Below are 13,570 nucleotides of genomic sequence, written 5' to 3'. Positions count from 1 at the left end.
CATTTTTTTAAATTTTTGTTAACTATAATATTTCTGCGGCCTTCAGCCGGTAAAAAAATAAATTATTTTTTCGGTTTTATTTTTCCTGTTGGAAGTGCTGCTAACGGATTATCCGGCCACGGGTGTTTTGGATAACGTCCTTTCATCTCTTTTTTGATTTCGGGATAGGAGTTTTTCCAGAAACCCGCCAGATCTGCTGTGATCTGAAGCGGTCTTCGCGCAGGCGATAAAAGATGAACTGAAAGAGCAAGTTTACCATCAAGAATGGATGGTGTTTTTTGCTCGCCAAACATTTCCTGCAGCTTCACAGACAGAACTGGCGGATTGACTGAATAATCAATAGCGATTTCAGAGCCACTTGGGACTTTAAAATGTGTTGGTGCCAGCTTATCCAATAATTGAATTTGCTGCCAGCTCATGCTGTTTCTGAGTATATCATATAGATCAAGTTTTTTTAATGCGGCACGACTGGTAATATTTTCAAGAAACGGACCAAGCCAGTCTTCAAGTGTTGAAGATAAATGTTCGTCACTAAGGTTCGGAAAATCAGCATCATATTCTTTCCTGATCAATTCTACCCTTTCTTTGAACGAAACACTTTTTTTATCCCAGGGAAGAGCTTCAAGGCCCATTTTCCTAATTCCGTCCGCCATGGACGATATTATTTTTTCGGCATCAGGACGTTCAAGAATGGTGACCTTGAGGGGAATTTTTCCCAGCATAATTTTATTATGGGCATTAATTTTTTCTAGTTTATCATCCCATTCAATAATTTGTTCCTCTGAAATAAGATATTTAAAATGCTCCTCTATATCTTCCAATAAAATGGGAGCCGCCATATAAATCCGGGCATCCCTTTCACCTTTATCCAGGTTAGCAACCGACAAATACTTTTCAGTACTCAGCGGGTCTTCTTTTTGAAGTAGCGCAGCTCTGCCACCGGATAAAATATAACTTCCTGACATATTCTGACGCCGGGCAGCAATTCTGTCCGGAAAGGCTGTTGCCAGACAAAGGCCGGTCTTTTCAATATTCAGTGTTGCATCGTTTATTTTAAATTCTTTTTGCCAGATATTTATTTGTTTTAATATTTTTTTTGCGGCATTGATTTGACAGTCCATATTTTTGGCTTCTTTTATATCGCCACGTCTCACCATTTCAAGGGCTTCTATACGTAGACGCAAATCCACCGTTTTGAAATCCGTCTTTAACTGAAGAATATCCCTTTCCTGAAGCAGTGCCGCAATGGTTATAGCTAGCAGACCATGACCAAGTTCAGTCAACTTTAAAATCATATGCGACAACCTCGGGTGCATAGGAAATTTAGCCATCCGCCTGCCATGATCCGTAATCAGGTAATTTTTATCCAGGGCTCCAAGGGCGTAAAGCAGCCCCTTTGCCTGTTCGATTGACACCGGATCCGGTATATCCAGCCACTTTAATTTTGCCGGATCATCAACACCCCAAAGTGCCAGATTTAACACCAACGGAACCAGATCCGCATTGGTTATTTCTGGGTCATTATAGGGCCTGAGCGCTCTGTTTGCGGCTTCTGTCCAAAGACGATAGCAAACACCTTCCTCAAGACGTCCAGCCCGCCCAGCTCTCTGGTCCGCAGAGGCTTTTGAAACAACTGATGTTTCAAGACCCGTCATCCCGCTTTTAATATCAAAAACGGCCGTGCGGCTCAGGCCCGCATCTATAACAATTCTTATCCCTTCGATTGTCAGACTGGTTTCCGCTATGTCAGTAGACAATACAATTTTCCGCATGCCTTCCGGCACCGGTTTGATGGCACGGTCCTGTTCCTCAAAAGACAGCATCCCGTAAAGTGGGCAGATCATGACATTCTGATCCAACTGTTTCTCTTCCAATAGTTTTCTTGTGCGCTCAATTTCCCCGGCACCAGGAAGAAAGGCAAGGATGCTGCCTTTTTCTTCTATTAAGGCCTTTACAATCACATTGACTGTTTCTTCTTCAATCCGACCCGAAATTTTGTTATCCAGATAACGATAAGAAACATCAAAACTGCGGCCAACACTGGTCAGAACTGGAGCACCTGACATCAGTTCTGCAAGTCGTGCCCCATCAATCGTCGCAGACATTACCAGAATTTTCAGATCTTCCCTAAGCCCTTCCTGAATATCAAGACTAAGCGCGAGTCCCAAATCCGCCTCAAGAGATCTTTCATGAAATTCATCAAAAATGATAAGGCCGATACCGTCAAGCTCCGGATCGTTCTGAATTTTACGAATAAGAACACCTTCCGTTACGACCTCAATTCTCGTACGGGTGCTGATCTTACTTTCCATCCTTACACGGTAACCAATCTTTTCACCAACTTTTTCACCCAGAAGTTCTGCCATACGTCTTGCTGCTGCGCGGGCCGCCAGTCGTCTTGGTTCCAACATGATTATTTTTTTATTGCCCAACCAACTTTCATCAAGCAGTTCAAGCGGTACTGCCGTCGTTTTCCCGGCTCCGGGCGGCGCCTGTAGAACAAGTCTATTATTCTCCAGACATGCTTTTTTAAGCAATGGAATAATTTCATAAATGGGGAGATTAACTGTCATGACACTCTGTTTAAATTGGCTTGAACGCAAAGTAAATATTCTAATTTAATGCTCAAATTCATCCCTTTATTCTAAAATATTCTTTTATTTTTGCTGAGATAAAACGAATTTTCTTCGTGATGATTAATTTTTCATCTTGCAATTTCTGAAATCACAATGTAGTTATATCGCCTGGATACAGTTTTAGTCTGCAGACACTATGGGTTAAACCCTGTTTAACATAACCATAAACTGCGGCTGTCTACAAAAATGCTGAGCACTGATCATAAACAATTTTCCCTTTAGGAAACGTTGATCATAATGCTCGGCCTGACGCATGCCTGTGAATTGTTTCACATGTGTCAAAGTATGATATATTTATATTAATGAGGAATTATTGAATGACCCATCAGGTGCCATTAAATAGTCGTGGACTGCCAAAATCCCAAGGACTGTACAATCCTGAAAATGAACATGATGCCTGCGGCATCGGTTTTCTTGCCAATATTAAAGGCCGGAAAAGTCATGCTATAATTAAGCAGGGTTTACAAATTCTTGAAAATCTTACTCACCGCGGTGCTGTAGGTGCCGACCCGCTGGCTGGCGACGGAGCCGGAATATTGCTTCAAATTCCTGATAAATTTATGCGTGCTGAAGCCAAAAAGCTTGATATCACATTGCCTAAAGCAGGTGAATATGGCGTGTTGATGATCTTTCTGCCACATGAGAAAAAAACACGGGAAAAAATCAAAAAAACATTTGAAGATCTGGTGGTTCAGGAAGGTCAGAAATTCCTTGGCTGGCGCGATGTGCCAACCGATAATTCAAAATTCAGTGAGAATGTGAAATCTACTGAACCTTTTATTGCCCAGGGTTTTGTCGGACAGGCCGACAATATTAAAAGAAACGGTGATTTCGAACTCAAACTTTATATCATCCGCAAACAGCTTTCCAATATCGTTATTGAAATGGAAGAAGATACCAGCGCATACTATGGGTGTAGCTGTTCAAGCCGGACAATTCTTTATAAAGGCATGCTACTTGCCGGTCAGGTCGGTGAATATTATAAAGACCTGCTCGATGAGCGGGTAACATCCGCCCTTGCTCTCGTTCACCAGCGTTTTTCGACCAATACATTCCCAACATGGAGTTTGGCGCAGCCGTTTCGCATGGTCTGCCATAATGGTGAAATTAACACTGTTCGCGGTAACGTCAACTGGATGGCCTCACGCCGTTTCAATATGAAATCGGAGGTTATTGGCGAAGACCTGGCCAAACTCTGGCCGCTAATTCCCGAGGGCCTTTCAGATACGGCATGTTTTGATAATGCGCTGGAGCTTCTGGTGGCCGGCGGGTACAGCATAACACAGGCGATGATGATGATGATCCCGGAAGCATGGGCTGGGAACCCACTGATGAGCGCAGAAAGAAGGGCCTTTTATGAATATCATGCGGCCCTTATGGAACCATGGGATGGACCGGCGGCCGTTGCCTTTACAGACGGTTTTCAAATTGGGGCGACCCTTGATCGGAACGGACTGCGTCCGGCACGCTATATTGTGACTGACGATGATATGGTTATTCTGGCGTCTGAAGCAGGCGTGCTGCCGATCCCGGAAGAAAAAATTGTCCAGAAATGGCGTCTTCAACCCGGCAAAATGCTGCTGATTGACACTATACAGGGACGCATTATTTCAGATGATGAAATAAAGCAGGAACTGGCCAGTGCTTTTGATTATCAGGACATCCTGAACCGCACTCAGATTAAACTGGAAGAACTGCCGTCTGAAGTTGCGCCGCAACCGTCAAGTGGCGTTGATCTGCTTAAAAAACAGCAGGCCTTTGGCTATACACAGGAAGATTTAAAGCTTCTGTTCCCGCCAATGGTCACCAGTGGTCAGGAGGCCCTCGGATCAATGGGAACCGATACGCCCATTTCAGCTCTATCTGATAAATCAAAATCGCTTTATACCTATTTCAAGCAAAATTTTGCTCAGGTGACAAATCCACCGATCGATCCGATCCGCGAAGAAGCTGTTATGTCGCTGGTTTCCTTCATTGGGCCAAGACCGAACCTTCTTGATCTGGAAGGTATTGGTACCCATAAACGTCTGGAAGTCAGTCAGCCCATTTTGCGCAATCAGGATCTGGAAAAAATCAGAACGATTGGCGATATTCCCGACAATGATTTCAGAACCATCACTATTGATTTTACTTATGATGCCAAAACCGGCGCCGGTGGCATGGATAATGCGATTGAAAGCATCTGCCTTCTGTCCGAAGTTGCGGTGATAGAGGGGGATAATATTATTATTCTTTCCGACCGCAATGTATCAGAAGATCGGATTGCCATTCCGTCACTGCTGGCCACCTCTGCGGTTCATCATCATCTGATTAGAAGAGGTCTTAGAACATCTGTCGGGCTCGTCATCGAGACTGGTGAAGCCAGAGAAGTCCATCATTTCTGTGCCCTGGCCGGTTATGGTGCAGAAGCAATTAACCCATATCTTGCTTTTGAAACCATTGAAAATATGTTGCCGCAGCTTCCGGAAGAAGTGAGCGTTGAAACCGCAAAACAGCGTTATCTTAAAGCCATCAACAAAGGCATTCTTAAGGTTATGTCCAAAATGGGCATTTCGACATATCAGTCATATTGCGGTGCCCAGATTTTTGATGCAGTCGGCCTGAACAGTGCTTTTATTGAAAAATATTTTACCAATACCAAATCAGCAATTGAAGGTGTAGGCCTTAATGAAATCGCCCGTGAAACTGTGATGCGACATGCCCAGGCCTTTGGCGACAGTCTGATTTATAAAAAATCACTGGATGTGGGTGGTGATTATGCGGTCCGTGTACGTGGAGAAGCCCACCAGTGGAATTCAGACACCATAAGCACGCTCCAGCATGCGGTGCGGAGCAATTCAGCAGAAACATACGAGCAATTCTCGAAGCTGGTCAATGAACAGTCAGAAAAACTGATGACTCCTCGAGGTCTTTTCAAAATCAAACCGCTTAACAAAGCCATTCCTATTGATGAAGTGGAACCAGCGGCAGAGATCGTAAAACGGTTTGCAACCGGCGCCATGTCATTTGGCTCCATCAGTCGGGAAGCCCATACAACACTTGCCATCGCCATGAACAAAATCGGCGGAAAGTCAAACACAGGTGAAGGTGGGGAAGAACCAGACCGGTTTACCCCCGACAGAAACGGGGATCTGCGCCGCAGTGCGATTAAACAGGTTGCTTCCGGCCGGTTTGGCGTCACCACCGAATATTTGGTCAATGCCGATGATATTCAGATTAAAATGGCACAGGGTGCAAAACCCGGTGAAGGTGGTCAGCTGCCCGGACATAAAGTTGACCCGGTGATTGCCAAAGTGCGTCATTCTACGCCGGGCGTTGGGTTGATTTCGCCACCACCTCACCATGATATTTATTCGATTGAGGATCTGGCACAGTTGATTTACGACTTGAAAAACGTCAATTCAGCTGCACGCATAAGCGTAAAACTGGTTTCTGAAATTGGTGTTGGTACTGTTGCCGCCGGCGTTTCAAAAGCAAAGGCAGATCATTTGACCATTTCAGGTTATGATGGTGGTACCGGGGCAAGCCCGCTTACATCATTGAAGCATGCCGGTTCTCCGTGGGAAATCGGACTGGCTGAAACACAACAGACCTTGGTTCTTAACCGTCTACGTGACCGAATTTCGGTACAGGTGGATGGCGGCCTTAAAACCGGCCGCGATGTTATTATCGGTGCCCTTCTGGGGGGATGAATTCGGTTTTGCCACCGCGCCGCTTATTGCAACAGGCTGCATCATGATGCGCAAATGCCATTTAAATACTTGCCCGGTTGGGGTGGCTACACAGGATCCTGTCCTTCGCCGCAAATTTACCGGCAAGCCGGAACATGTGATAAATTATTTTTTCTTTGTCGCGGAAGAAGCCAGAAAAATCATGGCTGAAATGGGTGTGCGCAGTCTTAATGAAATTATTGGACGGTCTGACCTGCTGGATAAAAATGAAGCGATTAGCCACTGGAAAAGTGACGGACTTGATTTTTCAAAGATTTTCCACATGGTGCCCGCAGCAAAAGGGGATGATATTTACAACACCAAAAAACAGACCCATGAAATTGCCGATATTCTTGACCGGAAACTAATCAAAGAGGCTAAGAAAGCACTTGAAGATAAAAAACCGGTTCAGATTATAACCGATATCCATAACTATGACCGCTCCACTGGGGCAATGCTTTCCGGTGAACTGGCAAAGCGTTATGGCCATAAAGGGTTGCCGGATGATACCATTCATATTAAGGCCAATGGTACAGCAGGACAAAGTTTTGGCGCGTTTGTTGCACAAGGTATTACTATTGAACTTGAAGGTGAGGCAAACGATTATGTCGGTAAGGGCTTAAGCGGTGGCAAACTAATCATTTATCCACCGAAAGAAAGCCATATTGTTCCGGAAAAAAGTATTATAGTCGGCAATACCGTCTTATTTGGCGCTATCAATGGTGAATGTTATTTCCGCGGTGTAGCTGGCGAACGGTTTGCCGTAAGAAACAGTGGCGCCATTGCAGTCGTCGAAGGAGTCGGCGATCATGGTTGTGAATATATGACTGGTGGTTGCGTGGTGGTCATCGGGCCAACGGGTCGTAATTTTGCGGCTGGCATGAGCGGCGGTATTGCTTATGTTCTTGATGAAGAAGGTGAATTTGAAAGTCGCTGCAACCTTTCAATGGTTGCACTTGAGCCGCTTCCTGAAGAAGATGCCATGGCAAAACTAATCCATGCTTCTGGGGAGCTGGAAGGCCATGGTCGCGTTGATGTGCTTCGTGGTAATATGTCAGGATATGATAAGGAACGACTAACTCGGCTTCTTGAAAATCATATGCGCTACACCAACAGTGAACGGGCGAAAAAGATACTCGCCAATATCGACTGGTATCTGCCAAAATTCGTAAAAGTAATGCCGGTAGAGTATAAACGCGCGCTTGAAGAAATGGCCGCCGCAGCAACATCACTTTCTGCCTATACCGGACAAGGAGAATAATAATGGGTAAACCAACTGGATTTCTGGAACTCCCCCGTCAGGACCGTACATATGCACCGGCCGGTGACCGGGTTCGACACTATAAGGAATTTGTTAATCCGTTATCTGACGGCGCCATTGCAAAACAGGGTGGCCGCTGCATGGATTGCGGCATTCCTTTTTGTCATACGGCCTGTCCGGTCAATAATATGATCCCCGACTGGAACGATCTGGTCTGGAACCGGGACTGGAAAGAAGCTTGTGACAACCTCCATTCAACCAATAACTTTCCAGAATTTACTGGTCGTGTGTGCCCGGCTCCTTGCGAGGCTGCCTGTACATTAAATATCGAAGATCAGCCGGTAACCATCAAAACGATTGAATGTGCCATCGTTGACAAGGGATGGGAAAATCACTGGATTAAACCACAAATTGCCCGTGTTAAAACGGACAAAAAATTGCTGTGATAGGGTCTGGTCCTGCTGGATGGCCTGCGCTCAGCAACTTGCCAGGCTGGTCATAAAGTATCTCTTTATGAAAAGAACCGCCGGGTTGGTGGGTTGCTGCGCTATGGCATTCCTGATTTTAAATGGAAAAATCACTGATTGATCGCCGCGTGCGACAAATGGAACAGGAAGGTGTCACCTTCTGACCAGTATGGAGGTTGGAAACGATATTCAGGCTCATAAAATTGTTGAACATTATGATGCTGTTGTTCTTGCGGGAGGAGCTGAAAAACCCCGCGATCTGCCGATCCCCGGGCGTAAATTAAAAGGTATTCACTTTGCAATGGATTATTTGACCCAGCAAAATCGCCGTAATGCTGGTGAGCCCTTGCCCAATATTAAAGATATCGTTGCATCGGGTAAAAAAGTAGTCGTGATTGGCGGCGGCGATACCGGTTCCGATTGTATCGGGACGGCCTTTCGCCAGCGTGCAGTATCCGTCACCCAGCTTGAAATTATGCCTAAACCCCCTGTTAAAGTGAATAAAGGGGTAACCTGGCCAAACTGGCCCCATATATTCCGGACCTCAACATCACAGGAAGAAGGCGCAGATCGAGAATTCAGCGTGGCAACAACAGAATTTATTGGTGACGAAGACGGAAATGTTGAGGCGATCCGTATGCATCATGTTGATGCCAATTTTAACAAAATAGAAGGCAGCGAGTATGAAATGGATGCTGATCTTGTGCTGCTTGCCATGGGTTTCACCAATCCGGTAAAAGAAGGTCTTCTTGAGCAGCTATCTGTTGCCCTGGATGACCGGGGCAATGTCAAAGCGCCAACAACGAATTACAAAACCAATCTGCCTAAAGTTTTTGTTGCCGGAGACATGCGCCGTGGACAGTCCCTTGTTGTCTGGGCAATTAGGGAAGGTCGACAGGCCGCACAGGCGGTTGATGAATATTTGATGGGCAAGTCAGATTTGCCCAGATAGTTAAAACAGAGTTATAAAAAGACATCCTGAATGCAGGATGCCTTTTTCATTTCTATAGATATAAAACTTCCTCCGTGATATACGACCTTTTTAAGGAAGCTAAGTTATGAAAGAATTGGAAAACAGGCTTGATGCCCTGGAAATCAAGATTGCTCATCACGAGAGACATATTAATGACCTCAGCGATATGGTTTCTGAACAGTGGAAGATGATTGAAAAACTTGGAAGGTTGCTTTCCAAGGCAGATGCACGTCTGGAAAGCCTTGAGAATAACAGTGCTGGCGATGGATCCAGTTTACTGGATGAGAAACCACCACATTACTAAAGGATAAATTATGAAACTCAGTTTTATCGGACTTGGTGTCATGGGCTACCCGATGGCAGGACACCTTCAAAAAGCCGGTCATGATGTATGCGTTTATAACAGGACAACAAAAAAAGCCGAAAACTGGACAAAGAAATATGGTGGTAATTTTGCCCCTACCCCGCGTGAAGCTGTGAAGGGGGCGGAAATTGTTTTCGTCTGTGTTGGCAATGATGATGATGTCCGCTCTGTTATTTATGGCAAGGATGGCGCTCTTGCCGGAATGGCCCCTGAAACCAAATTGGTTGATCACACGACAACATCCGCTGAACTTGCACGGGAACTGGGAAAAGCCTGTCGCGAAAAAAATATTGCCTTTCTTGATGCACCCGTATCCGGCGGGCAGGCCGGTGCTGAAAATGGTGCCCTCACCGTTATGATCGGTGGAGAGGAAGAAGCTTTTCAGAAAATTGACCCGATTATCAAATGTTATGCCAAAAAAAGCCGGTTACTGGGCCCAATCGGGAGCGGACAGCTGGCCAAAATGGTCAATCAGATATGTATAGCCGGTGTTGTACAGGGATTGTCTGAAGCTCTCAACTTTGCCATGAAAACAGGCTTGAATGCTAATGATGTGGTTGATGTTATTTCAAAGGGAGCCGCGCAGTCCTGGCAAATGGATAACCGTGCCTCAACCATGATCCGGGGCGAATTTGATTTTGGCTTTGCGCTGGACTGGATGAGAAAAGATCTGGGCTTTGCTCTTGCAGAAGCTGAAAAAAATGATATATCCTTACCGATAACCAGGCTTGTAGATGGCTATTATAAGGAAATACAGGAAAATGGTGGCGGACGCTGGGATACATCAGCCCTCATTACCCTGCTTACGAAACACTAACAGGTATATTATGATGACAAGTACTTCAGCCACTTTTTCACGCGACAGTTATTCTTTATTTACGGCAATAGGGCGGGGTTTAAAACGTTCCTGTCCACATTGTGGCAAAGGTCATGTTTTCAAGGGATATCTAAAGCCGAATGACTGCACAAACTGCGCGGCACCGATTGGAGAGATCAGGGCAGATGATCTGCCACCCTATCTGACAATTTTTCTGGTCGGCCATATAGTTGTGCCACTGCTGCTATTTGTTGAAGCACTTTATCATCCATCTTTATTTTTTCAGATGGCGATCTGGCCAACTCTTGCCCTGCTTCTCACTCTATTATTCTTACCCTTCATCAAAGGAGGCGCATTGGGCTTGATGTGGTATTTAAGAATTAAGGGTGACGAACAGCATTAATGATCTGAGACTTCAAATTCATCGTGATAACCGGTTCTGAAGGAAAGCCCTGCTTTCGTCAGAATAATACGGTATGGGAATTCTGATTTAGCCAGACCTTTTCTTTCAAGCACTTTCCAGACTATTTCATTTGCAAGTCCGCTGGCATCCTTTGCTGAAACCACAAACTTACCAATATGGACATGGTTACCGTGTGGCCGCGGGATAAACATAATCGAAATATCCTCCGATCCCTCAATTCTGGCCGAAGTTTCCTCACTTTTGGCAAGTTCCTGAAACAGAGCCAGCGTTTTGGTCTGAAGTGCATTTAATTTTATTTTTTTGTCGACCATAATAATCTCCAATCATTTTATTATTTTTTCATTCATAGAGTTTTTATGGATTAAAAGCATTTATTTTTATCAATAAACTTGATTTTTTAGAAAATTAGAAGTACTTGACTTAGGTCAATGCTTTTATTGAAAAAAGATTTAAAAATACTCAGGAAAGAAAAGGAAGAAGATGGCTAATACAATTACTTTTATTGTGTGCGTTATTGTAACCGCGTTTTTATTACTCTCAATCGCACTGGCAGGTCCGCATTTATTGCTTCCTGCAACTGCAATGATCGTAACTGTGTGGATTGGTGGTCTTTGTATTTATGTCGCTGACGGAATGTTAAATTCGCGCGATAAAATTGAGAAAGACTGGGAAGCCAAACATCCTGAATAATCAGGAACCTTTTAAAGTGAATACCCTGAGTACTTAATACCTGATAAGTACTGTTACTAGGCACCTTGTTTTAACAAGGTGCCTTTTTTTTGCTAATTCTCCTACCCTACATCTGCCGGTGGTTCACTAAAATCGGCCCATATACTGTATCCATTTTTATTTTCCAAATAATTCATAAGAGCAATAACAGGACGACGATCATAAATTCTGTCCGCATCATTCATAAGAATCTGAACCGCCTTATTCATTTCCATTCCCTGACGATGGGCACGCATACTGATCATACCGACAAATGCGTTGGCAACCGAAACAATTCTTGCTGAAAGCAAAATATCTTCGCCTGAAAGGCCTGATGGCTGACCGCTGCCATCCCAATGCGCCTGCATTTGCCTGAGCGTTTCAGCAACCGGACCTTCAAATTCAATATCCTGAACCAAATCAGCGCTCTTAAGCATACTTGAACGGATTGTGGTCAGCTCTTCCCTGGTTAAATTTGTCGGTTTGGTCAGGATTTCTCTTGGAACCAGTATTTTACCCAAATTCATCATTGCGCCAGCCAGCTCCGCCGTTGCCGATGTTGTATCATCAACCTGCAATTCCGCAGATAATATTTTAGTAACAGCAACAACACGTTGCGAATGGGCCGCACTATACGGATCACGACTGGCAATAATCATTGTAAGAGTAGAAACCAGGCTTTTTAATCCAAGCTCTCTTTTCAGTCTGTTTTGCTCAATTTCTGTAATATCATCCTTAATAATAAGCACACCTTTTTCCTGATGCGCTTTTCCATCACTGATCAGCATAGGAATATAACTTGCCTTGATTGTCTTAGGATTATCCGTAGGGCCTACATTCCTTATTTCGCTTACAATTTTATTATCGGTAAGAACTTTTTCACAATGAACTTCATCAATGCGTACTTTGGCCCGTCCCAAAATTGCGGATGGCTGTTTGCCGATCATATCTTCCGGTCTGGAATTAGCCATCGTCGCCGCTTTTGAATTTACAAAAGTATAATGACCATTTTCATCAACAGCCGTAATTTCGCTGGGTTGGCTGTTGGTAACGATGCTCATAAATTCGCTTAGGTTCTCGTATTTTCTTAATAATGCTTTTTGTTTTCTAACCGCCTTCTCCAAACGTACCGATATGCTATGGCGCCATACAAGTACAAGGATAGCTGCAAAGCTGATTATGATCAGAAAGGAAATAATCAGAATGTTTCTTTTTCTTGCAACTGTATCGGATAGTGCTTCTGACCGATCTATTGTCCTGACCAGCATCCAGTTTGTTCCGTCAATCATTTTGCCTGAAACAAGAACCCATTCCCCTGAAGAATTCATCATCACACCCATTTTCCCAGGATTCTCATAAGCATATTCCGCAGCCAGCAATGGCGTTTCGGCAGATAAAGAAGGCTGATAATCAGGATCTGTTTCCCTGATATTCTGTATATAGTGGATCATTCCATCTTTTTTCACGATCAAATAATTATTTGCCGTCAGAACAGTTTCACCTGGCTGTTTAAGCAACTCAAAAAATTCGTTGCCCAACATTCTTATAGCGATCACAAAACCAAGCGCACCGCTTTTCTGATCACCGTCTATTGCAAAAATCGGGGCGATAATGGCAACTGTTGGCAACCCATTCTCGCCCATATAAGGTCCGATTAAATGCGTATTCTGAACAGCATCTTTGGAAAGATACGTCTTTACATCATCAGGAACCGTTGGCATCGACAGAGTTGAAGTTATGATCTGACCCTGCGCATCGGTAAGGGCAATCCCCGCATCATGATGCTTTTCAATATTTGCCTTTATCTGATAGCCTGCTTCATTCTGACTAGAAATATATCCGTTTTCCAGAGCACGGTCCGATAATAATGGCAAAAGATATTCTTTCATCGCTTCTGCCGCTGACCTATCAAGCCCCATATCATTATTTAGATTGGTGAAATATAATTGAACCGAGCTATTCTGAGAAAGCAGCTCAATCACTTCTTTTTGTTTATTAATCCATTTGGATAAAACATCACTACGGCCATTGAGAACAAGGGACAGATGACTTTGCCATACGAGGGTCTCACGCTTCTCTTCCGATCTGGAAAATTGCCAGGCAGAAATCATAGCCGCCATTGCAGCAATCAGGAGTAATATGACAATGATGAGTGTTTTATTTTTTAATTTTTTCCCCATCCTATTATTCATTGGTATCGCCTTATCCAT

Annotated in this window: 11 protein-coding genes; 8 read left to right on the top strand and 3 right to left on the bottom strand. The window is 44.2% G+C overall.

The annotated features are described in order from the left end of the window. Positions 1-62: 62 nt before the first annotated feature. Positions 63-2,573 carry an ATP-dependent helicase HrpB gene (gene hrpB / locus R3D86_06205; GenBank protein ID MEZ5757794.1) on the bottom strand — a complete coding sequence of 837 codons (2,511 nt, stop codon included), beginning with the start codon at positions 2,571-2,573 and terminating at the stop codon, positions 63-65. Between the two features lie 380 nt (positions 2,574-2,953). Between hrpB and gltB the strand changes: the two genes are divergently transcribed. The 7 genes from gltB to R3D86_06170 all read left to right on the top strand — a co-directional run bounded on the left by gltB (position 2,954) and on the right by R3D86_06170 (position 10,631). After that, positions 2,954-6,328, top strand: a complete 3,375-nt coding sequence (gene gltB / locus R3D86_06200) for a glutamate synthase large subunit (GenBank protein ID MEZ5757793.1) — start codon at positions 2,954-2,956, stop codon at positions 6,326-6,328. Beyond that, positions 6,273-7,607, top strand: a complete 1,335-nt coding sequence (locus R3D86_06195) for a glutamate synthase-related protein (protein ID MEZ5757792.1) — start codon at positions 6,273-6,275, stop codon at positions 7,605-7,607. The genes gltB and R3D86_06195 overlap by 56 nt, the downstream gene beginning before the upstream one ends. A gap of 2 nt (positions 7,608-7,609) precedes the next feature. Continuing rightward, complete coding sequence (locus R3D86_06190; GenBank protein ID MEZ5757791.1) at positions 7,610-8,053, top strand: hypothetical protein; 444 nt, start codon at positions 7,610-7,612, stop codon at positions 8,051-8,053. Positions 8,054-8,243: 190 nt separating this feature from the next. Beyond that, positions 8,244-9,026, top strand: coding sequence for an FAD-dependent oxidoreductase (locus R3D86_06185; protein MEZ5757790.1), 783 nt, complete (start codon positions 8,244-8,246; stop codon positions 9,024-9,026). A gap of 106 nt (positions 9,027-9,132) precedes the next feature. Next, a complete protein-coding gene (locus R3D86_06180; GenBank protein ID MEZ5757789.1) occupies positions 9,133-9,351 on the top strand; it encodes a SlyX family protein in 219 nt (72 codons plus the stop codon). Positions 9,352-9,361: 10 nt separating this feature from the next. Further along, entirely contained in the window at positions 9,362-10,228 is an 867-nt protein-coding gene (locus R3D86_06175) for an NAD(P)-dependent oxidoreductase (protein MEZ5757788.1), read from the top strand. A gap of 10 nt (positions 10,229-10,238) precedes the next feature. Continuing rightward, positions 10,239-10,631, top strand: a complete 393-nt coding sequence (locus R3D86_06170) for a DUF983 domain-containing protein (GenBank protein ID MEZ5757787.1) — start codon at positions 10,239-10,241, stop codon at positions 10,629-10,631. Here the strand turns inward: R3D86_06170 and R3D86_06165 are convergent. After that, positions 10,628-10,963 (bottom strand): hypothetical protein, encoded by a 336-nt coding sequence (locus R3D86_06165; GenBank protein ID MEZ5757786.1) that lies wholly within the window; start codon positions 10,961-10,963, stop codon positions 10,628-10,630. The two genes, R3D86_06170 and R3D86_06165, sit on opposite strands and share 4 nt — an antisense overlap. Positions 10,964-11,132: 169 nt before the next feature. Here R3D86_06165 and R3D86_06160 point away from each other — a divergent pair, with 169 nt between their 5' ends. Further along, positions 11,133-11,342, top strand: coding sequence for a hypothetical protein (locus R3D86_06160; protein ID MEZ5757785.1), 210 nt, complete (start codon positions 11,133-11,135; stop codon positions 11,340-11,342). Between the two features lie 101 nt (positions 11,343-11,443). On the opposite strand, the gene R3D86_06155 is transcribed toward R3D86_06160, so the two are convergent. Then, positions 11,444-13,552 carry an HD domain-containing phosphohydrolase gene (locus R3D86_06155; protein MEZ5757784.1) on the bottom strand — a complete coding sequence of 703 codons (2,109 nt, stop codon included), beginning with the start codon at positions 13,550-13,552 and terminating at the stop codon, positions 11,444-11,446. Positions 13,553-13,570: the final 18 nt, after the last annotated feature.

This window comes from Emcibacteraceae bacterium (genome assembly GCA_041396985.1).
GTDB lineage: Bacteria > Pseudomonadota > Alphaproteobacteria > Sphingomonadales > Emcibacteraceae > Pseudemcibacter.
Note: the sequence above shows the minus strand (reverse complement) of the source record. Positions and strands in the feature narration are given on the sequence as shown.